21 protein-coding genes are annotated in these 20,889 nt (G+C 69.2%); 3 read left to right on the top strand and 18 right to left on the bottom strand.

Annotated elements, in window-relative coordinates; all coding sequences use genetic code 11:
• Positions 1–23: 23 nt before the first annotated feature.
• The 11 genes from HND91_RS23180 to HND91_RS23175 all read right to left on the bottom strand — a co-directional run bounded on the left by HND91_RS23180 (position 24) and on the right by HND91_RS23175 (position 10,260).
• Positions 24–1,073 (bottom strand): FliM/FliN family flagellar motor switch protein, encoded by a 1,050-nt coding sequence (locus tag HND91_RS23180; RefSeq protein ID WP_181705360.1) that lies wholly within the window; start codon positions 1,071–1,073, stop codon positions 24–26.
• The gene (locus tag HND91_RS04555; protein ID WP_181705359.1) at positions 1,070–1,741 is read right to left on the bottom strand and encodes a hypothetical protein; all 672 of its coding nucleotides are present in this window, start codon (positions 1,739–1,741) and stop codon (positions 1,070–1,072) included. Before HND91_RS04555 ends, HND91_RS23180 begins: the two co-directional genes overlap by 4 nt.
• A complete protein-coding gene (gene sctO, locus HND91_RS04550; RefSeq protein ID WP_181705358.1) occupies positions 1,738–2,217 on the bottom strand; it encodes a type III secretion system stalk subunit SctO in 480 nt (159 codons plus the stop codon). Before sctO ends, HND91_RS04555 begins: the two co-directional genes overlap by 4 nt.
• Positions 2,214–3,599: a type III secretion system ATPase SctN gene (gene sctN, locus HND91_RS04545; RefSeq protein ID WP_281379023.1), complete on the bottom strand. Its 1,386-nt coding sequence runs from the start codon at positions 3,597–3,599 to the stop codon at positions 2,214–2,216. The genes sctO and sctN overlap by 4 nt, the downstream gene beginning before the upstream one ends.
• Positions 3,596–4,243, bottom strand: coding sequence for a type III secretion system stator protein SctL (gene sctL / locus HND91_RS04540; RefSeq protein WP_181705357.1), 648 nt, complete (start codon positions 4,241–4,243; stop codon positions 3,596–3,598). Before sctL ends, sctN begins: the two co-directional genes overlap by 4 nt.
• Positions 4,222–4,962 (bottom strand): hypothetical protein, encoded by a 741-nt coding sequence (locus HND91_RS04535; protein WP_181705356.1) that lies wholly within the window; start codon positions 4,960–4,962, stop codon positions 4,222–4,224. The genes sctL and HND91_RS04535 overlap by 22 nt, the downstream gene beginning before the upstream one ends.
• Positions 4,963–4,964: 2 nt before the next feature.
• On the bottom strand, positions 4,965–5,744 hold the full coding sequence (sctJ, locus tag HND91_RS04530; protein ID WP_181705355.1) for a type III secretion system inner membrane ring lipoprotein SctJ: 780 nt from the start codon (positions 5,742–5,744) through the stop codon (positions 4,965–4,967).
• A 97-nt stretch (positions 5,745–5,841) separates the two neighbouring features.
• Positions 5,842–6,279 carry a type III secretion system inner rod subunit SctI gene (gene sctI / locus HND91_RS04525; protein WP_181705354.1) on the bottom strand — a complete coding sequence of 146 codons (438 nt, stop codon included), beginning with the start codon at positions 6,277–6,279 and terminating at the stop codon, positions 5,842–5,844.
• Between the two features lie 34 nt (positions 6,280–6,313).
• Positions 6,314–6,694, bottom strand: a complete 381-nt coding sequence (locus HND91_RS04520) for a CesT family type III secretion system chaperone (protein ID WP_181705353.1) — start codon at positions 6,692–6,694, stop codon at positions 6,314–6,316.
• On the bottom strand, positions 6,694–7,881 hold the full coding sequence (locus tag HND91_RS04515; protein WP_181705352.1) for an HrpJ domain-containing protein: 1,188 nt from the start codon (positions 7,879–7,881) through the stop codon (positions 6,694–6,696). The genes HND91_RS04520 and HND91_RS04515 overlap by 1 nt, the downstream gene beginning before the upstream one ends.
• 114 nt (positions 7,882–7,995) lie before the next feature.
• Positions 7,996–10,260 carry a secretin N-terminal domain-containing protein gene (locus HND91_RS23175; protein WP_181705351.1) on the bottom strand — a complete coding sequence of 755 codons (2,265 nt, stop codon included), beginning with the start codon at positions 10,258–10,260 and terminating at the stop codon, positions 7,996–7,998.
• A 322-nt stretch (positions 10,261–10,582) separates the two neighbouring features.
• Here HND91_RS23175 and HND91_RS04505 point away from each other — a divergent pair, with 322 nt between their 5' ends.
• Positions 10,583–11,254: a response regulator transcription factor gene (locus HND91_RS04505; protein WP_181705350.1), complete on the top strand. Its 672-nt coding sequence runs from the start codon at positions 10,583–10,585 to the stop codon at positions 11,252–11,254.
• Here HND91_RS04505 and HND91_RS04500 read toward each other — a convergent pair.
• The 7 genes from HND91_RS04500 to HND91_RS04470 all read right to left on the bottom strand — a co-directional run bounded on the left by HND91_RS04500 (position 11,220) and on the right by HND91_RS04470 (position 17,564).
• Positions 11,220–12,890 (bottom strand): ATP-binding response regulator, encoded by a 1,671-nt coding sequence (locus HND91_RS04500; RefSeq protein WP_181705349.1) that lies wholly within the window; start codon positions 12,888–12,890, stop codon positions 11,220–11,222. The two genes, HND91_RS04505 and HND91_RS04500, sit on opposite strands and share 35 nt — an antisense overlap.
• A gap of 98 nt (positions 12,891–12,988) precedes the next feature.
• Positions 12,989–13,285, bottom strand: coding sequence for an EscF/YscF/HrpA family type III secretion system needle major subunit (locus HND91_RS04495; RefSeq protein ID WP_181705348.1), 297 nt, complete (start codon positions 13,283–13,285; stop codon positions 12,989–12,991).
• Between the two features lie 2 nt (positions 13,286–13,287).
• Entirely contained in the window at positions 13,288–13,554 is a 267-nt protein-coding gene (locus HND91_RS04490; RefSeq protein ID WP_181705347.1) for a hypothetical protein, read from the bottom strand.
• Entirely contained in the window at positions 13,551–14,270 is a 720-nt protein-coding gene (locus tag HND91_RS04485; RefSeq protein WP_181705346.1) for a Crp/Fnr family transcriptional regulator, read from the bottom strand. Before HND91_RS04485 ends, HND91_RS04490 begins: the two co-directional genes overlap by 4 nt.
• Before the next feature lie 247 nt (positions 14,271–14,517).
• The gene (locus tag HND91_RS04480) at positions 14,518–16,683 is read right to left on the bottom strand and encodes an FHA domain-containing protein (protein ID WP_181705345.1); all 2,166 of its coding nucleotides are present in this window, start codon (positions 16,681–16,683) and stop codon (positions 14,518–14,520) included.
• A gap of 24 nt (positions 16,684–16,707) precedes the next feature.
• A complete protein-coding gene (locus HND91_RS04475) occupies positions 16,708–17,151 on the bottom strand; it encodes a tetratricopeptide repeat protein (protein ID WP_181705344.1) in 444 nt (147 codons plus the stop codon).
• Positions 17,151–17,564: a hypothetical protein gene (locus tag HND91_RS04470; RefSeq protein ID WP_181705343.1), complete on the bottom strand. Its 414-nt coding sequence runs from the start codon at positions 17,562–17,564 to the stop codon at positions 17,151–17,153. The genes HND91_RS04475 and HND91_RS04470 overlap by 1 nt, the downstream gene beginning before the upstream one ends.
• 191 nt (positions 17,565–17,755) lie before the next feature.
• Here HND91_RS04470 and HND91_RS04465 point away from each other — a divergent pair, with 191 nt between their 5' ends.
• Together HND91_RS04465 and HND91_RS04460 are read left to right on the top strand one after the other, a co-directional pair.
• On the top strand, positions 17,756–18,241 hold the full coding sequence (locus HND91_RS04465) for a hypothetical protein (protein ID WP_181705342.1): 486 nt from the start codon (positions 17,756–17,758) through the stop codon (positions 18,239–18,241).
• Between the two features lie 66 nt (positions 18,242–18,307).
• Positions 18,308–20,878 (top strand): hypothetical protein, encoded by a 2,571-nt coding sequence (locus HND91_RS04460; protein WP_181705341.1) that lies wholly within the window; start codon positions 18,308–18,310, stop codon positions 20,876–20,878.
• Positions 20,879–20,889 lie beyond the last annotated feature (11 nt).

Genomic DNA, 20,889 nt, shown 5'->3' with positions numbered 1-20,889 from the left:
CTGTGGATCGGCACGCCCATCGGTCAGCCCCCCGCGAGGCGCGATAGCCGCACCGCCAGCCGGTCGTCGATCCGCACCAGATCGCCGGCGGCCACCTGGAGCCCGTTGACGCTGAGCGTCACGGGCAGGCCGCTCTCGACCACCGGCAGCGGCAGCGGCACCAGGGCGCCGACCCGCCAGCTCTCCAGATCCGCAAGCGACACCTCGACGGACCCGACATCCACGTCGACGATGACCGTGAGACTCTCCAGGGAGCCTGCCGCAACTCTGCCCCGCTCCGCGTCGTCCACCGCCGTCCCTCCCGAAAAGGCGCCCGTCCCGGTGCGCCGGATGATCTCGACCGCCGCCACCGCCATTCCGCCGGCCGCCGGGGCGAGCCGAAGCACACGCCCGGCTGCGCGGAGGGCGAGCGGCGCCGCGACCACCCTGGCGTCGAGGAGGACGACGTCTCCGACCGCGAGATCGCGCACCGCCGACAGCGGCAGGTCGACGCCTCCGAGCGTCACCGTCACCGGCACCGCAACCGCGCGGGCGAGGCCGTTCGATACCGCCCGAGGGGCGAGTCCATGGGTGAGCAGAGCCTCGGAGAGCGCCATGAAGCGGCCGCCGACGAGCACGACGGCGGGCTCGTCCGCCAGCCCGTCCACGCTGCATTCGATCCAGTCCGTCATGGAGACGCCGGCGGCGGCCAGACCGCCCACTGTCGCGACGGGACCGACCGGCCCGGAAATCAGCATCTCCGGAGGCGCAAGGGCGGCGAGGCGGGCCACGATCCCCTCCAGGAGGGCGTGCCGCAACGGCTCCGGCAGCCCGATGAAATTGTCGACCTCGAGATCCACGCCGAAGAGGCTCCGGAACGGGAAAGCGCGCGGGACCACCGCGACCGGAATGCCCGCCGCCGTGGCGACCCGGACCGCTCCGGCGCCGTCCGGTGGCGGCGGCGCGAGCACGAACCGGAGGGTGGCGCCACCCCGGAGTGGGATCGGCTCGCCCGCATGGGTCAGCGCCGCGTTCCAGGCGCGCGCGGCCGTGATCGTCCCGTCGAGCCGGGGAAAAGCCGGCGCGAGGCTCACGTTTCAAGCTCCCCGTCCGGCCGGCGCGGCGTGGGGCGAGGCCCCTCGCCGGCCGCGACCGCGTCGAAGATCCGAACCTGCCGCCTGCCAAGGCGCGCCTGCAGCCGGCCGGCGAGTTCCCGGGCCGCTTCCACCAGCCCGGACGGCAGGTCTCCCGGTTCGCGCTCCAGCACCACGTCGACACCGTCGGGCGTGAGCGTCAGAAGGATCCCGGTGAGGCCTTCGGCGGGAAGCGGAATGGCGATGCGGACGGGGGCGGACGCGGCGAGCCGCCCCTCCGCCGCCAACGCGTTCTCGATCAGCGCGAAGGCCCGTTCTGCGACGGTCGTGTCGCCCGCCGCAGTCCGGGCTGGTTCCGTCACCGGAGAGGCGAACAGACCGAAGGGACCCGGCGGGCGTTCGATCACCACCAACGGCTCCGGCGGACGGTCGTCGCGGCGCTCGCCGTCGTCGTGTTCCCGTTGAAGGGCGCGGGCGAACACCATCGACCGTTCCGAGAGGAGCCGATCGGCGGAGCCCGGCGCCGCGTCGCCGGCCGCCGGTTCGCGGCGCGCCTGCATGTCCTTGCCGCCCGGCCCGCGTCCCGTGCGGTCGCGGAAGTCCATGTCGGCAGCGGGATCGCCGGACCGCCCGGCTCCGTCGGCGCCGCTGCGACGCACCTCGTTCATGCGATCCTCCTGCGGCGGGCGGAGACCAGGTCCTCGATCTCCACCTCCTCGCCGTAGGCCGCCGTGGCGGCGGCCTCGCCGGCGAGGGAGTCGGAGAGGATCACGTACTTGTCGCGCTGCTTCTGGATCTCGCGGTGCCGATTTCGCGCCGCCTCCAGTTCCTCCGCGATGCGGCGGGCCGCGGCCCTGCTGGCGTCCACCCCGTCCACGAGCGAAAGGTGAGCCTGTCTGAGCGCCACGACGGCGTCGCGGGCGTCCTGCAGAGCCCCCTGCGGGACCACGCTGCCGAGGATCGGCGCGTACACAGCGGTCTCCCGGGCGGGCAGCGCAGCCGCGCTCTCGCGCACGCGCCGTTCCGCTTCGGCGACGGCGGCCTCCGCTTGCGCCAGTTCGGCGCGCTTGCGGCGCACGGCCCGGAACGCCTGCTCCTCCTTGAGGGTCTTCACGCGCAGGAGCGTCCTGATCTGGCCGATCATCGGGCAAGCGCTCCAAGCTTGGCGAGCATCATGTCGAAACCGTCGAACTCGTCGGTCGCCTGCTGCAGGAAGTCGTTGATCGGCTTGTACTTGGCGATCGCCAGGTCCGCGTCGGGGTCGCTGCCCTTCTTGTACTCGCCCACCTTCACCAGGAGCTCCACGTCGGCATAGGTGGCGAGCCAGCGGTTGATGCGCCGGGCCATCTGCACGTGCTCGCGGGATGTCACCGCATCCATCACGCGGCTCTTGGAGACGAGCACGTCGATGGCCGGATAGTGGTTCGCCGCCGCGAGCTTGCGCGACAACACGATGTGGCCGTCGAGAATGGACCGGGTCTCGTCGGCGACCGGCTCGTTCATGTCGTCGCCTTCGACCAGCACCGTGTAGAGGGCCGTGATCGAGCCCTTGTCGTTCATGCCGACGCGCTCCATCAGCTTCGGCAAGGTGGCGAACACCGAAGGGGGAAAGCCGCGCCGCGTCGGCGGCTCGCCGGCCGCGAGACCGATCTCGCGCTGGGCGCGGGCGAAGCGAGTGACCGAGTCCATCAGGAACAGAACCTTCTGGCCCTGGTCGCGGAAGTATTCGGCGATGGCGGTCGCCACGAAGGCCGCCTTGGCGCGCTCCATGGAGCTCTTGTCGGATGTCGCCACCACGATCACCGACTTCGCCATACCCTCCGGGCCGAGGTCGTGCTCGATGAACTCGCGGACCTCGCGGCCGCGCTCGCCGATCAGCGCGAGCACCGTCACGTCCACGGCGGCTCCCTTCACCAGCATCGACAGGAGCGTGGACTTGCCGCCGCCCGCGGCCGCGAAGATGCCCATGCGCTGTCCCTCCCCGCAGGTGAGGAGGCCGTCGAGCGCCCGCACGCCGAGCGGCAGGGGCGTGTCGATCACGCGCCGGGTCATCGGGTCCGGCGGGTCCTTGTAGATCGGATAGAAGCCCTCCGGCTCGAAGGGCGCCGCCTTGCCGTCCACGAACTGGCCGAGGCCGTCGAGCACGCGCCCCTTCAGGCCCGATCCCACCGGCACCATCTGGACCCGCCCGGTGCGCCGGACTTCCGTGCGCGGCGAGACGCCCTGGGTCTCGCCGATCGGGGAAAGCAGCGCCTCCTCGTCGAGAAAGCCGACGCATTCGGCCAAAAGGCGCGCGCCTGACGAGCGCGTGTAGAGCTCCACGATCTCGCCCACCTGCACCTCCGGAACGGCCGCGTGGATGATGGTGCCGACCACCTTCCGCACCCGACCGGTGAGCCGGTAGGGCTCGAAGCCGCCGATGTGGTCCATGACGGTGGAGCCGAAGCGGGGCACACGCCCCTCGATCCGGGCGATCCGCTCTCGGATGACGGTCTCCAGCGTCGACGTTCCGGCCGGGCGGGTCATGGCGCCCCCTCCGGTCTCACCGCCGGCTCGGCACGAAAGCGGTTGAGGATCAGGCGTTCCAGTTCGTCCAGCCGGTCGCCGATGTCGGCGTCCACGCGGCCGACGGGCGCCTCCACGATGAGGCGCGGCGCGACGAGGGCGTGGTCCTCCACCACGTCCACCAACTCGATCTCGGGAAACTCCGGCTGGATCCTCTCCAGCGCGGCTCGCAGGTGCGCCACCTGCCGCGGCGATACGCGCAGCTGCACCCGCTTCTCGCGCCGAAGCTGCTTCAGCGCCGACCGGAGCAGCGCCTCGGCCTTGGCGGCGTCGTCGAAGTCCTCCACCAGACTGCGCACGCAGGCGACCACCACACGGGCGAGATCGTGCTCGACGGCTCTGAGGGTCTGGTTCAAGGCCGCGCTCTCGGCTATCAGCCGGTCCACCGCCGCCACATCCGCGTCAGCGAGGCCTTTCCGGTAGCCGCGCTCCACTTCTCGGGCGAAAGCGGCCTCCGCCTCGGCGACGATGGCCGCGGCCCGCGCTTCCGCGGTCGCCAGGATGGTGTCGGCCGCTTCGACCGCCTCGACCTCCGCGGCCTTCAGGACGGCGGATCCGGCAGGGAGGCTGAAGCCCAGGTGGCTCACGCGAAAATAGCCTGCCATGACGGCATCCTCCGGGCCATCAGCTTGGCGGCAAGCTCCACATGAAGAGGTTCGGCGTCGCCGACCGCCTGCCCGGCCGCGCCGGACACGGCCGCCTCCGGCAAGCGCAGGCGGAACAGGGCGGTCAGGTCCGGCGCCGCGGCCGCGACGACACGGGCAGCGGCGGCGAGACCGACGACCGCCGGCGCGAGACCATCGGCCCCGCCCGGCGACGGACCTCTGTCGAGCGCAGCCAGCGGCGCATAGAGAAGCGGCGCCTCGCGGACCGCCACGGTGAAGGCGTCCGGCCCGAGCGCCGCGGCGACGGCGAGCCGGTCCGCCTTCAGGACCATCGCGAGCACGCGCCGGTGCAGCACGGCGGCGGCCAGAAGACGCGCCGCCGCGTCCAGATCGGCGGGCCGGGCGGTGACAAAGGCGAACGCCAGCCGTTCCCCCGGCAATTCGCCGAAGCGGGCGAGAAGCAAGGGCCCGAGCGGCACCTCATCCAGACCGGCGGCACGCGCGAGCGCCTTCGACAGCGGCCCGCGGAAGGCCGGATCACGGCCGATTGCGCCGAGGTCCGCGGCGTCGAGCGGCCCGAGCGTCACCCGATCCGGCGCCAGGAAGGTCAACGGATCGGCGAGGCACGCGGCCAGCCGGGCGAGCTTCTGCAGATCGCCGGCGCGGCTTTCGCGCGACTGCGGCAGGTCACCGTCGGTGCGGGCCGGGGCGCTCGTCATGATCAGGGCTCCACCGTCGGGGCGGCCTCGCCGGCGCCGACAGGCTTGCGCGGTTGGTTCCTGAGGAGGCGCACGGCGCCCGCCGCGCCGGCTACCAGCAGGAGCAGGAGGGCGGCGCCCGCGCTCGCGGCGTACACCCGCAGGCGTCCGGCGTCCTCGGCCCGCACGAGCACGCCCGGCAGCGCTTCGGTCAGCACCGTCTCCGACTGGCCATTGACGGGCCGGAGCGTCGCCGATGCGGTCAGCACGACCGTCACCGCCTCGTAGCTCAGTCCCTCGATGGAGCTCGACACCAGCCGGCGGATCTGCGGCACGAAGAAGTCCAGGTCGACGCTCGGGTGGTGCTTCACGAAGACGGCCGCCGAGGACGGCCGCACCGGTTGGCCGAGCTGGGGCGCCTCGGGCAGCACGATGTGCACCCGCGCGGTCACCACGCCGTCGATCTGCTGGAGCGTGTGGGCCACCTCCTCCCCGAGCGCGTAGATGTAGCGAACCCGCTCCTCGAAGGGGGACGACATGATCCCCGACTTCTCGAAGACCTTGCCGATGGACACCATGGTCTCGCGCGGCAGGCCGACGTCCTGCAGGAGGGCGATCGCCCGAAGAGTGTCGTCCTTCGGCACCGTGATCGTGAAGCCATCCTCGCCGCTCGCAACCTTGGCGGCGTCGACGCCGTTCGACATCAGGACCGCCAGGATCTGGTTGGCGTCGTTCTCCGTCAGTTTGGTGTGCAGTTCCACCTGACAGCCCGCGAGCGCAAGCGCGAAGACGACGGCCGCCACGGCCTTCAAGGGTGCCGCGGCGGCCCTGGCGAAAGGCAGCCGCGTCGGGACGGTGCTCGGTCCGGGTGATGCCCTGAAGCCCGCGCGCATCGGCCCGTCACTGCCCCTTCATGAGCGTGTCGAACGCCTGGGTGGATTTGCCCGTGAGCTTGGACGTCACATCCACCAGGAGGGTGAAGTTGGTCATCTCGACCTGCATGTCGTAGAGCGTCTGGATGTCCGTCACCGGCGAGCCGCTCAGTTCGGCGAGCCGGTCGTTGCCCCGGTCGAACACGCCGCGCAGGCGGCTGAGCCCGTCCAGGATCAGGTCGCCGGAGTCGCGGATCGGGTCGGGCGCGCCGTCGGCGACCGCGACGGACGACGGGGGCGTGACGACCGCCGGCGGCGGCGGCGCGAGACCGCCATCGGCGGCGGCGACCTGCTGCATGGCCAGTTCGAAGCGCTCCACCCGGTCGCCCGCGGCGATCCGGTCCACACCGCCGCCCATGCCGGCAGGCGCCGCCTCGACGAGGGCGGCGAGATCGAGGGTCTTCATCGGGCGCAATCCTTCCGTGTTCGGCGCTTCGGGGTCACTCGAGACGCCGTCGCAAATCGATGAGGCGATCCAGGCAGCGATTGATGGCCTGGGCGTCGAAATCGTCCGGCTCGAACGAAACCGCCTGATAATGGCGGCCCTCCCGGTCGAGTCCGGCATGCACGAAGCGATCGAGCTCCAGGTCGGGGCCGGCCGAGGCGAGCAGCGCCTCGTCCGCCGCCTGGCCCGCTCGACCTGGTAGCGCCGCGAGGCTCATCACCACCCGCTCGTCCACGGCCGGCGTGAACGTCACCAGTCCGGACCGCTCGAACGCGAAGCTCGCACTGCCGTCGGCGGCGAGCCGCAGGTCGAGCCCCAGCTGCGCCGCAAAGGTGGAGAGGGTGGACACCGCCTGGGGCGAGAAGGACCGGGCCATCAGGACGCCACCTCCCCGTTTGCCGCAAAGGAGGCCTCCTCCGCGGCGACGAGCCCGTCCAGCATCAGGTCGATCACCTCGAGCTGGCGAAGCCGCGCAGCCGTGGAGGGCACCACCGAATCCGGCAACTGGCCGTGCATGCCGCGCACCGCATTGCCGAGCGCGATCTGCGCCGCCGGCGAGGCGGTGGACGCCTTGCCGAGCAGCCGCTGGGCGTCTGCGGGGCCGACGGTCTGGCGCGCCGCATAGTCGAGAAGACCGCCGGTGAGATCGGATGCCGACAAGAGCCCTCGCTCGGAAGGCTGCATCAGGCGTTCCACGAGGCGGATGGTGTCGCGCGCGGTGTCGAACACCGTCCGGATCTGCTTCAGCTTGCCGAGTTCGGTGACAAGCCCACCGAGCTGACGCGCGTCAACGGACGGATGCGCGGTGGCGAGATCGAGGCCGGCGGCCTCCATGAAGCCGTTCACGGTCTCGATGAAGCTCTTGGACAGATCGTACCTGGACAGTTCGGCGAAGACCTGACCGAGGTTCGGGTTTTGCCGCAGCATGGCCCGGTAGCTGTCGCGAAGCGCCGCCGGGCTCGTCTCCAGGGTGGGCGCGAGCGCGTTCGCCGGCTGCGCCATGGCGGACCCGGCCCGCACGTCGCGGCGGGTGTCCGCGCGCTCGAACAGCACGCGGGCCTCGTCGAGGAGACCGGACAGGGCACCGCTGGTGGCGAAGTGCTCGCGCAGTCCCTCCAAAGCCGCGAACTGGTGCGTCACGTCGCCATCGTAGTCGCCGAGGGCCGCCAGGATGTCGTCGACGGTCACGCCGCCGCCACCACCGCCCTCCCCCAGCCTTTCCTGAAACGTCCGCATCGTGTCGGCAAGCTGCTGCAGCTTGGCGCCGCGCGGCATGTCGGGCAGCTTGTCCAGGTAGTCCCTGATGCGGGTCAGCGCCTCCAGGTTCGTCGCCTGCCCGGATTTGGCGATCCGGTCCTTCAGGGCCGCCGGCCGGTTCGTGGTCAGGGCGTTGCCGATCTCCTCGGCCATTTCGCTCGCCTTCGAAGACTCGTCGGAGGTCCTGACGGTTTCGCCGCGATAGGTGCCTTGCAACGCGCTCATGATTTCGACCCCCACCGGCGAGATCACCGAGTGGGTGGCGACGGTCTGTCGGATCATTTCGGTCGGCGAACCGATCGGCATGGCGGAACTCTTTCGCGGGGTGCGAGCCGGGCCGTTCTGATCGACCTGACCAAGCGAGGCTAGTCCGAGGCTCCGCCGGGCGCTGTGCCATAGATGACAGGTAGCGCTCGCCGTTCAGCGTCGCGCGAGGCTGTTCCGGATGACGTTCGTGATGCCCTCCAGCTGGGACGAGTGCCGCGCGACGCGCGGCGTGATCAGGACCACGAGCTCCGTTCGGGTCGCCGCGTTCTCGTTCTTCGACCGGAACAGGCCTCCGAGGACAGGGACGTCCTTGAGGCCCGGCACGCCCTCGTCCGTCTTTTCCCGACGGTCCTGGATCAGACCGCCGAGAAGCACGGTCCGACCCGACTGGACGAGGATCTCCGACTCCACCGTCCGGGTGGAAATGACGGGCGTGACATTGCCCTCGAGCGCGCTCGCCTGGGCCTGGCTGACCGTTTGCTTGATGACGAGGCTGACGGAGTTGTTGGCCTTGATCTGCGGGGTCACGTCGAGGACGATGCCGGTATCCACCACCTCGATCTGCTGGGTCACCGAGACGTTGCCCCCACTGCTGGAGGACTGGGTGCGCGTCGCGTACGGGATCTGGTCGCCCACCACGAGCCGGGCCGCCCGGCCATTGATGACGGTGAGATAAGGCGTGGACAGGACCTTGACGTCGGTGACCTCCTGGAGCGCCCCGAGGGCCGCGCCGACAGTGATGTCGCCAAGTCCGAACAGCCCGTCCGCCCCGATCCCTGCGCCGGCCGGCGGCACGAGCGTGCGCCCGGACCCGGACCGGAAGGTCGCGCCCCCGCCGCTGAGGTACCATTGCACGCCGTAGCGGAGCGCGTCGTTGATCCGCACCTCCAGGATGGTCGCTTCCACGACCACCTGGGAATCCGGCACGTCGAGGGCCCGCACGACCTCGCGGAGGCGTTGGAAGGCGTCGAACGACGAATAGATCATCAGGGCGTTGTTGCGAGTGTCCGGAATGATCCGCATCTCGCCACTCGCGGGCGCCGACGGCGCCGAAGTCGTCGCCAGCTCCGGCTCGGACGATACGGGGAACCGCTCGCTGACGGGACTGGGCTGAGAGCTGGCGGCCCCCAGTCCGGGAGCGGAGAAGCCCGGGTGCGCAAAGCCATCCTCCTCACCACCGGCGGGCGGTGACGTCGGCACGCGGAGCCCCGCGGGTACGTTGGAATCCGGCCCGGCGGCACGCCCCGTCCGGGCGGCTGCGTCCTGGTCGGCGGGGACCGTCGCGGCACCGCTGGCGTAGGCCTGTTGCAGCTGCGGCGCCACCTCCGCGGCTGCAAGATGCGTCAGCGGGATGATGCGCACCGACGCGGTGTCGCCGAGTTCCACGTCGATACGATCGATGAGCTTTCGCACGCTTTGCATCAGAGCCGCGTCGCGGGTGCCGATCAGGACGGCCTGCTGCTGTTCCAGCGGCACGATCGTGAGCGACTCCGCATCCTCCGCCAGCATGGCCTGATAGAAGCCGAGCAGCTTTTCGGCGATGAGGTTGGGGGCGCTCCGCCGCACCGGGACGAGCGCCACCAGGTCGTCGGCGATGCCGCCGTCCGTCAGCGTCGTGACCAGATCGGCGACGTCCTCAAGGTCGGACGCGGCGCCGCGAAGGATGAGACGGTCGCCTCGCTCGCCCCGAACAACCCGTACCGTCGGCGGGACGAGCGGCTGGATCGTCCTCAGGACCCGGTCGGCCGCCCGCCCGGGCACCCTGATCTCGCGGGTGACCGTCTCGCCCGCCTTGCCGGCGAGCACCGCCGCGTCCATCGACGCGAGCATTTCGGCGCTGGCGATCTGGAACACGCCGTTGGAGAGCCGCATGGCATAACCCGCGCGGCCCAGCACGTCGCGCACCACCCGGATCACCTGCGCCTTCGGCAGGGGCGCCTCGGTCCGGAAGGTCACGCGGCCCTCCATCGTGTCCGGAGCGACGAACGGAACACCGAGCGCGCCGCCAAGCATCTGCGTGAGGAAGAAGTCGAACGTCGCGTCGTTGAAATTGACCGTGATCGTCTCGTCCGGGTCGAATGGCGGGGTTCGAGCGATCCCGAGTTCCGCCGCGTCGTTCGCGATCTGACCGGGCTCCGGAGGGTAGTCGACCCGCAGTTTTCCAACATAGCCCACGAAGGCGGCCCGTGCTGAAGCAGACCGGTTGATCGCACTCACGTCGATAGTGGGCGCTACCCGTTCGGCTTCGACACTCGCAAGCCGCGGAACCCGCTCCGTGGCACCCAGGGAACTCAGGTGGCCGTCGCAGAGCCCGGCCGCCGGCGCGCCTTTCAGGCTTGCTGCCGACGCGGTTGCCGGTTCGCAACTCTCGTCCGTCAGCGCGCTGCATCCGGACAGGGCCAGTAGCGCGACGAGCACCCCGGCAAGCGCCTTGAGCTGAGCGCCGCGACGCCATACCGAACGGCCACCGATCGCGTGCCCGCCGTTGCGAGCCGCTCCGTGGCTCGGAGTCGGAAGGCTCGTTTCAGCGTGGTATCGGCTATGCGTTACACTACTCACGGCTGTTCCGATCCCGACTTCACGGCCCCTGGACGCTCCCGCAAGCAGTCCTGGTACACGAATTTGGCTTCTTTGCAGATTTATCAATTTTTATGCTACAATTCAGTACCAGCATACTATGGTCGCCCCTGCGATGCGATCGGACCCGGCGGAGAAAGTCGCCCGCGCCCTGGAATGGATCATGAACAGGCTGCTTATCGTCGATGATCATTCGATCTTGCGGTCCGGAGCTCGCGCGCTCCTGGAGCGCCGATTCCATGCCGTCGCCATCGAGGAGGCCGGCACGTTGAGGGACGCGATGGCCGTTCTGCGCGGTGCGTTCGATGCGGATCTGGTCGTGCTCGACCCCGGACTTCCGGATGCAGCCGGACTGGACAGCTTGACCTGGCTCCGCACCGCGGCTCCGTCGGTTCCGGTCATCATCTTCTCCGGGCGAAGCGACCCGCGTTTTGTGGATGACGCCCTGAGAGCCGGCGCGCAGGCCTTCGTGCCGAAGAGTGGCGCCGCCGACGAATTGCCCCGCGCGATCGAAGCCGTCCTTTCCGGAGCCCGCCAGGAGCCCTCCGCCTTTGACGTCCAGGTCGACGAGGTCGACGAGGCTGCGGACCTCGACCTGACCGACCGGCAGCGCTCCATCGTGACGCTCTGCGCAAAAGGCCTCAGCAACAAGGAGATCGGTCGCGCCCTCGGGATCAGCGACAACACCGTCAGAGCCCATCTGGCTCTTTTGTTCCGACGCTTCTCCCTCAAGCGGCGCTCGGACCTCGGCCGTCTTCTGACCGGCGTGGACGGTGCCGCAGTGGAGAGAACGGATGGGCTCACGGAGACGTACCCCCGCCGGCTAGGCTCGTGAGAGACGCCAGCAGACGGCCTGGAATGACCGGTTTCCCCAGAACGATGATGCCGTCCCGCGAGGCGACGTCGCGATCGATCCGCTCGCCGGTCACCACGATCGTCGGCAAGGGCCTGCCCAAACGGTCCGCAAGTCGAGCGGACACCATGAGGCCGTCGAAGTCGCCGGGTAGCCGAAAGTCGGTGACGAGGACAGTCGGCTCAAAGCCTTCATCCAGCTGGTTCAGCGCGGCTTCCCCATCGAGGGCGCCACGCACCTCGAACCCCCAGTTGGATATGAGATCCGCCGTGGCCTGAAGGAGAACCGGATCGTCTTCGACGACGAGAACGCGACGTCCGGCCGCGCTCGCGCGGGCGGGCGCCGTCTCCGGACCTCGCGAGACGACGGGCGGCCCGTCCCGGGCCAGCGCAACCTCGACCCAGAACACCGAGCCTCGGCCCTCACGCGACGCGACGCCGTGCCGGGCGCCGAGGTGCTTGGCGATCGTCGCCACGATCGCCAACCCGAGCCCGTAGCCGAGACGCGCGTCTCGCGCCTTGTTCCGGAGCTGCAGGAAAGGCTCGTAGATGGCGGTCAACTGCCCGGCAGGAATGCCGGCCCCGTCGTCCCACACCTCGATCCGCGCCGACGTCCCGCGCCGCCGGGCAGCCACGAGGACGCGCCGTCGCCCGTGGCGGAGCGCATTGCTGACGTAGTTGCGGAGGACCTGCGTCAGCAGCAGCTCGTCGGTCTCGACCGTCAACGCCGTAGGTCGGAACCGGACCGAGATACCGGCCGTCTCGGCTTGGGCGCCAAACTCGAATGCAAGCGCCGACAGGAGATCCGCAAGCGGCACGTCAGCCCGCTTCGGCGCAAGACGCCCCTCCGCAGGGCTCGAGGCCTCCAGCAGCCGCTCCAGCAAGCTGCCGAGAGAGAGGACCGATTGCTGCGCCCGCGCCAGGGTCCGACGCCCATCATCCGACAGATGCCGATCCAGGTCCGCCAAGAGCAGCGTGACCGCATGGAGCGGCTGCTTGAGGTCGTGGCCGGCCGACTGAAGGAAGCGCGACTTGAGTTCGTTCTCCTGCTCGGCCGTCTTGCGCGCGGCGGTAAGGCTTTGGATCAAGTCCTCATTCTCGAAGCGCAGCTCGATCGACCGGAGGATCGTGCGGCCGATGTTCAGCGAGTATCCAAGGTTCACGGCCAGGAAAAGCAGAGACGCGAACCCATAGACGACTTCGCCGGACGTATCCTGAATTGCGTACAGGAGCGAGATCGGCAGGAGCGCCGGGATGGAAAAACTCCAGTAGACGGTCGGGATCGTCGACAACGAGCCTATGGCTCCCGCCACCATACCGGCGATGAACATGGTGATGAGCACGGGCTCGAAACCCACCTCGATTCGACTCGCCGCAATGCCAAGAACACCCCAGACCACGCCGGACGCGAAGCTGCCGGCCGCATATCCGATCTCCTGGGAGCGAACACCCGATCGGGATCGCGGCGCTTGGAGACGCGAGATCCACCACCATCGCAGGCATGCCGTGGTGGAGAGCGCCAGCGCCCAGGTCACCGAAAGCCAGACGCCGAGCGCGGGAGACACCACCACGGCCACGGCGGGTGCCATCAGGAGGTTGGCCCCGAGCACGAGACGCATCTGCCTCGCCAGCAAAGCAAGCCGCTCCCGCCCAACTGCGAGGAGGTTATCGCCCTGATTGTCCGGACCGGCTTGCACGGTGACGCGCCGCCGACCGATCAGGACACGTTTCGGGCGATGGACTTGATCGTGTCGGCCACAGTCTTGAGCATGTTCGTCCGCAGATTGCTGATCGCCGACCAGGAGTTCATGGCCATCTGCATGCTGAACATCTTTTCAGTATCGCTCAGATTCGAATTCTGCTCGATATCGGCGATTTTCTGCTCGATCTTCTCCATCTCCGTTCGCAGATACTTCTGCCGCATGACGAGATCGAGGCCTGTCGCACCGTAGAGGTTGGCCTCCGTGTCCCTGAACGGATTCGTCGTGCCGGCGGGAGGCGTGGTGGTCGTCATGGTCAATCCCTTGGTTCGGATGTGCCGCGGAAAGCGGGAAATGCGTGGATGATCTCGAGTGCCGCATCGAGGCCGGCGAGTATCGGCTCGGATCTCTGGAAATCCGCCGTCGGCAGCCCCGCCCGGCGGAGATCCACGACCTCGGACCGAAGCGCCGCCAGGCGCGCGGCGACCTGCTCGCGGATTGCCGCACCGCCGCCCGCCCGGAGCCGATCCTCGAGATCGGTGATGCCGACCAGGTCGACGAGATCCGGCTGAAGCCCGGTCACGGCCGGTCCTCCAGGGCGAGCGCCTCCAGCCGAGCAGGATGGAGCACCAGGATCTGGCGGTCGGTCGCCGCGATCCAACCGGCCTCGCGCCATGACTTCAATATGCGGTTGATGTTGCCGCGCGCGCCGCGCGACATCAGGCCGAGATCGGCCTGGGTCACGAAGCTGCCGATCGCCGGCACGACCCGGCCTTCGTGTGCGACATTGGTGCCCAGGGACTCTGCGAGGCGAAGGAGCGCACAGGCGAGGCGCGCCTGAAGAGACCGCAAACTGAGCGTCCGCGTCATCTCCACGTAGGACCGGTAGCGGCGTGACACCAGTCGCGCGAGGGCCCGGTGCAGCTCGGGATGCCTGTCGGCAAGTGTCCGACATGCCCGCAACGGTAGGGCGCACACCTCCGTGCATCCGCTTGCCGTCGCCATATCGCAATGCGGGCCATCCTCGAAGATCGCGACTTCGCCGAAGCTGGACCCTTCCGCAAGGATCGCCAGAAGGACTGCGGACCCATCCTCCATCAGGTAGGACAGCCTGACATGGCCGGACTGCACAAAGTAGATATGCTCCGCCGGATCGTCCTGGAAATAGATGATCTGGTTGTTGGAAAACGAGCGGCGGTTCGAAAATGTCAGAAGCTGCGCGGAGAGATCAGGCCCCAGGTCGAAAAGCAGCGGGTCGCCGGATGAAGCGCCATCGATTGGCCTCCGGACTGAGTACAATCTTCTTTCGAAGTGATACTGTGCGCTGTGTAGAGTCACTGGACCATTCTCATGATGTATACATGAACAAGGCTTGTGTTTACTTTTGCCGCTACGAATATCTTATGGAAACGTCTCTGCGTCCATGGTCCGTGATGGACTAGTCCATGCATCGTCGCGCGCGGCCGGTAGCTTGACGCGGTCGACCCAAGAACCCTGAAGCCGTGGCCGGCCAGGCATCGCAGGTCAGTCCGCCATGACCGGTCGGTCACGGGCCGGCTCGCCACGCGAGGGTCTCGTCGAAAATGACCGCTTCGAAACCGCTCGGCTTCTGAATAGCCATGCCGAGTTCGCCGATGACCGACACCCGCGAGTCGACGCTCGGCGCCGCTCCTTCGGCGTACCGGCGGCCGACCGGCGTCTGGACGTAGCGGACACCGGCCAGGTGAGCGCCCGAGACCGGCAGCGGGTAGGCCGGCAGGCGCCGGGTGACGTAGCTGACGAAGGCCGGGTTGCGCGCTGCCTCCTCCAGGTACGCCGACCTCGACGGCCCGGCTTCGCCCGTCAGGCGACGCTCGCAGGCCCTCGTCGAGACCGGACTGAGCGCCGCTTCCAGGATGATCTGCTGCTGGGCGAGGTCGAAGGACGCGAGCGAAACGCTCGTGCTCAGGCTGATGAGGTCGAGCCAGAACAGGACGGCCGGCAGGTTGGACAGCGTCAGCAACCCTGCCGGTCGACAGCTCTCCGACGTGGTGCCGGGGCGCCTGGGATCGAGGAACAGGCCGAGATAGGTGCGGGCGAGTTCGTCCGGCCCGACCGAACGCGCACGCGCCATGCTGTCGATGGCTTCGGCCATTGCGCCGCCGAGCCGCCCGGCGCGCCACTGCTCCAGTGTGAACCGTGCGGACGTCTCCAGCGAGCTGCTCGTCCCGCCGGTGACATCGGGCAACGGGGCGGCGGTGGGCGGGGCAGGCTCGCCTGGCGCTTCCGCAATACTCACCGGCTCGTTGGCCGCATCGGCTGCGCGGTCGAGCGGGGCCGCGACGACCTGTCCTGGCGCCAGGACGGTCTCCTTGGCGTCGGCCGCCTCTCCGCCATCTGGCGATAGCGGATCGGCGGCTGCAGACTTGGGAGATCCGGCATCCGGTCCTGCCCCGGGCGCATCCCGCCCGCCCGCCGGCGCGGCGAACACATCCTCGGCGGCCATGCCGCCCTGATCGAGCTTTGCCGGATCGAGGGGGATGTCTCCGCTCCGCGTCATCTCGGGGGATCCGACCAGGACGGGGCGGAGCTGAGGTTGCCCCGGAGCGGCGGCCTCGACGCTCTGCAGCGTCACGAAGGACCGCAGGGCGATCTCGTCCGAGAACCGCCGCGAATAGGATTGCAGGAAGCCGACCCAGGCATCCACGCGCTCGGCCGGAATGGCGCCGGTCGCCTCGATGAGCTGCCCATCAAGACGGAACAGGACCGCGCCGGCCACCTGGGCCCTTGCGGCGAGATCCTTCACCTCCACGAGGAAGTCTTCGGCCGTCTTCACGCGCGACGCGACGCCCGAAAGGCCGACCACGTTCTCGCGCAGCCGATCCATGAGGCTGTCGACCCTGCGCTTGTCCAGCACGGTCCCGGTGAGCGTCACCAGCCCCGCCCTATCGAGCTCGAACGCGACCGGCAACCGCGCCGCTTCGATGAAACTGCGGATCTCGGCATCCAGGCTGGCGACGATCCAGACCTGCGGCCGTACGGGCGCCCCCGTCGCGGTGATTGCCTGGATGACGGCGCGACGCTCGGCCGCCTCGTCCACGTAACCCGACACGAAGACGCGCCCGTCCGCCTCCGCCGTGACCCGGATCCGCTCGGCGAAGGGCAGCGCCCCGACGGCAGCCCGCACCGCCTCGAAATCCGAGCGCTCGATCGCCGGCGGCTCCAGGACCGACGTCCCGGCGAAGACCCCGTAGGCGCCGAGGGCCACGATGGCGGCGGACATGGCGCCGGCGGCGAACATCACGCGCCCGCCTGCCCCTTTTGCGGGCGCCGGAGCGGATCCGCGGTCGCCGTTGCCCGCCCGGACGGTTTCCCGGCTCGCCGGGTCGTCGTCCGCGATGGTCGACCAGCGCGCCGACGGCCGCCCGAGTGCGAACCGGATCGCGCCGGCGGTGACGATGTCGAGCGGCTCGATGTCCTGATAGTCGGCGCCGGCCTCGATCACGGCGCCCGTGGCCGTCCGGGCGGTTCCAGCCCCACCGGCCACCTGTATGCGACCGCCGCCGAGGCGAAGCCGCACGTGTCCCGCCATCAGGCTGACGTCGACGAGTTGGATGTCGTCGTCGAGGCCCGAGCCGAGCGTGTAGTCGCCCGCCCCGAGCTGGACCTCGGCGCCCGACTGCTGCCCGGTCAGGATCTTCAGGACGGTGTTGTCGTCGGCCGCGTCAGCCATGAGTGTCTCCGCGCTGCCTGCCTGTCACCGCGTCACCGCCCGCGGATCGGCAAAGAGGCTGGAGAGACCGGTCGCCTGGCTGCCGTCGAGTTCGGCCAGCACGGCACGGGCAAGATCGGCGGCCGGTTGGTCGGGGTGGTCCGCGATCAACCGGCCGAACAGGGCGACGGCATCGCGGCGGCGACCGCACCGGACGGCTGCGATCCCCTGGAAAACCAGCACCGCGGGGGTTCGCGGGCCGCGCGCCAACCGGTCCAGCGCGTCCTGCGGCCGTCCCGCGGCGAGGTCGGTGAGGGCGAGACCGATGGACGGCGCCTCCGTGTCCGGCCGCAGCGCCTGAAGCGCGGCGAAGATCGCGCCGGCTTGGCCGTGGAGCCCACGGGTGGCCGCGATGAAGCCGATATCCGCGAGCAGCCGCAGATCCTCGCCGTCGAGGAGATCAGTGAGGGCGCGAGATCCAGATGGCATCATGACTTACCAAAATGGAGGCTGATGAGCAGGCGCTGCACCGCGTGCAGGTCGCCTCGCCAGGAGGGCTGCGACCGGGCCAGCCGCGCCGCCTGCGCGAGGTGCGAGCACGCCGCCCTCATGCTGCCGCCTTCCGCCTCGCAGAGCGCTGCGATGAAAAGCGCGCGCGGCGTGACCGGCGACGTGGCGAGGACGCGCCGGGCGACCGTTCGGGCCGCTTCGGCCCGCCCGACGGCCGACGACCCACGGGCCGGTCGGGTCGTCGGGTCGCCCGCGGCGCCGACCCCTCGGTCGAGGAGCGCGGTCAGGAACGCCGGATCCGCGATGTCCGCCGCCGGATCGGCCAGCGCGGCATCGAGCCAGTCCGGGAGCGCCTCCGGCGGGTCGGCCGTGCGCTGAGCCGGGTCCGGCACGCGGGATCCGGCACCCTGTTCGTCGTCTGACGGCCAATGCCGCCCGCTCCCGGTCTCCACCGTCCCCGTCCCTTGACCGCTTCAAATCCCGGAAAGCTTACCGCCGGAACCCGGCGGCGGCTGTCACGTGCGGCACAAGGGTCGTGGCGTCGGTCTCTATGATGAAACCGATGCCGACCGGGAGTGCGAGGATGTGGACGCCTGCCCCTATGTTCGACGCCGAGCACGACCAGGACCGGGACGCGGCCGCCGCGGCCGCCCGCATCGAAGGCTTTATGGCAGCCCGCGCCGCCGGGCCGGAGCCGGCGTTCGACGCCGTCCTGGCCGCGATCGTCCAGCGGATTTCCGAGCTGATGGCGATCGACGTCGTCGCCGAGGACGAGGGCTGCCGCGACATCCTGTCGGATATGGTGGATGCCCCCGACATGGAGACGCTGGCCGCCGACATCGACCGACTGGACGTCCGGGTCAGGACCGTGGTCGACGCGGCGCGCGCCGCCGGCCGCGAGCCCCGCATCGCCAACCGGCTGCAGCCCGAAGCGCGCCCGCGCCGCGCCGCCGACGCGGGGTCATCCCCCGCTCCGGCTCTCGGGCTTGTCCCGGAGCCGTCCGTGAGCACGGCGCCGTCCTCGCGCCCGGCGTCCGCCCCACAGGCGCGTCTCATCCTCCGCCTCTGAACGCACGCCCGTTCCGCCTGCGGCCCGAACCTCGTCCGTCTCAACCCGTCTGATCCGAGGATCCCCATGGACCCCATCTCCGCCCGCGCCCTGGCGCCTGCCATGGCGGCTCCGTCCCCCCTCGACAGGTCCCCTCAAGACATCTCGGTCGAAGAGTTCGACAGCTGGCCGCTGGCGACCAAGCAGGCCTACATCGAAAATTGGAGCCAGGACCCTGCCGGAAGCGACCCCCGGTCCGTCCTCATCGGTCCGGGCACCAACCAGAGCCGCTATTTCTTCATGATCGGGACGCCGCCGGACGCGCGGGTGGAACAGCGTCCGTCGACCTACTTCCAGGTCCCGATCAGCCATGAACAGTTCATGTCCCACTTCCCCTCCGAGGACGCCTGGACCGACGCCGACCGGCGCGACTACATCATGGCGCACGGAACGGTGCTGGCGACAGGAACACGGGAACTCGCCCTGACGAAGGCGGATGGGCGGGACGTCTTTGTCTACGTTCGCGACGGGGTGCTCGGGCAAAGGCCGGATGGCTACGGACTTCCGACGTACACCCTGCGACCGGATACCTTCCTGTCCTGGTCTCCGGTCGACCAGGCCGACTATTTCGCCAGCAACGCCAGCTTCCGCGATGTTCCCGGCGGACCTTTGACTCTCTACCTCGGCAACAGGGTCGGCCAGTGGCGGGCGGTCTACATGGACCGGAATGCCAACAACCAGACAGTGTTCGCGCTGCGGCCGGAGGGCTGGATGGGCGCGCCGTCGCTGCTGTCCCCCGCCGTGTTCGACACGTGGCCGGAGAAGCAGCGGATCGACTACCTGCGCAAGCAGTTCACCATCGAACCATCACCCGGAGAGCGGCGAACCGTCGAGATCGGCTCGGGAACCGCGAGCGCAACCTACACGCTGTCGAGGTCCGCGGCTGGCGAGTACACGGCCAGCAAGCAGCCGTCCGGTTCCGGCACCAGTCCGGGCACGCTGGATCCCGAAATCTTCTACGGGCCGAATTGGACGGAGGCCGACCGCCTCGCCTACCTGGACAGATGGGCGGGCCAGGCCAGGAGCATCCTGCCCTACGACCCGTGGAACGTGACGCCGGCCGAGTTCAAGGCGCTGAACGCGGTCCAGCAGGCCATCATGGTCCGCCACTGGAGCACCGACCCGGTCACCGGGTTCAGGAGCACGGTGGAGATCGGCGACGCCGTGGGGCGACTGACCGTGGAGTTGAGGGCGAGCCGCGTCGCGGTTCTGCGCGAGACGAACAGCCTGGTGACGCCCGACTCCTCGGTGCCGCGCGGGTTCTCGCTCAGCATCCAGCCGCGAGACCTGTCGCTCAGCCTGTTCCAAAGCTGGGACAGCGCCTACCAGAAGGCCTATGTGGCGAAGTTCGCCCGCGACGGAGCCGTGACCATCGGCCAGACCGGCCAGGGTAAGCGAGCCGGCGACGACTTCCTCACCTTCATGCGGACGAACGACCGGTCCCGCCTCCTTGCCATCGAGACGCTCGACAAGCGGACGATCGCCGGGCTCGCGCCGGCCGACCAGACCGCGCTCGCCGGCAACGCGATCTTCAGGGCCGCCGCGGCCGCGCAGGGCCTGAGCACCAGCCGCAACGACGCCAAGAAGCTGGTCGATGATGCCCGGGCGCGCCTGCCGCCGGAGAACGGCGGCGCCCGAAACCCGGCGGTGGAGGGCGGCTGGAACGGGCCATACGTGAGCCATATGGGCCCCCCGCTGGAGGAGTTTCAGACGGAGCGGGCCTATTTCGTGAAACAGCTGGATCTTCTGGAGAAGGCGCTCGACCGGCAAACGGTATTCTCCAGTTCCGACCTTGCCGACAGCATCAAACTGGTCACCGAACGCGCCGATCGCTGGTCAACCTACTGGCCGGTCCACAACGGCTACGACAAGCGGGGGTCGGCCTATGTTCGACTGCAGAGCCTCGGCGGCCCGGAGGGGCTTCACGCAGCCTGCAAATCGCTGGTCGATTCCGAGCGACGTATCCTGGAGAACGAGGAGAAGCGCCTGGACGCGGCCCGGAGCCGCCGGTCCGACGGTCGGACCGCCGACCTCGCGACCCTCATCTTCGAACTGCAGCAGAGCTACAACCGAAAGGTCGAGCTGCGCGTCGCCGCCGAGACCGTCGAGCTCAACCAGATCAATGATCTTCTCAAAGCCTACACTGTCATGCAGAGCCTGGTGAACAAGACTCTCGGGATGAACTTCGGGACGGACGGAAAGGCGAACGTGGCACTCGCCCCTGCATCGGACCTCGATTGGCGCGCCATCTCCCTGTTCGACCAATGGATCGGCGGCGACACGACTCACGGTTGGCCGGCTGGCAGCTTCCTTCATCCTGCCGAAAGGCACAAGTTGTCGGGCCGCCGCGAACGGGATGTCTTGACGACGAACACCAATGGCTCGGACTTTTCTCTGGTAGGCCAGCCCCAGTCCTTCTGGAACAGCTACAATTCTCGGCTCGGCAGCATGGTTTCCACCATCAACCAGGAGGCCCAGGTGAAGATGAACGAGGTGAATTCTCTCGACAAGCAGAAGAACCGGCATTTCGAGCTCGCCAACAACGCCTTGTCGAAGATGTCGGAACTGCTTCAGTCCATCACCCGCAACGTGGCCTGACCCGCTCGTCA

This window comes from Chthonobacter rhizosphaerae (assembly GCF_013839525.1).
In the GTDB taxonomy this organism is placed as follows: Bacteria; Pseudomonadota; Alphaproteobacteria; order Rhizobiales; family Pleomorphomonadaceae; genus Chthonobacter; species Chthonobacter rhizosphaerae.
Note: the sequence above shows the minus strand (reverse complement) of the source record. Positions and strands in the feature narration are given on the sequence as shown.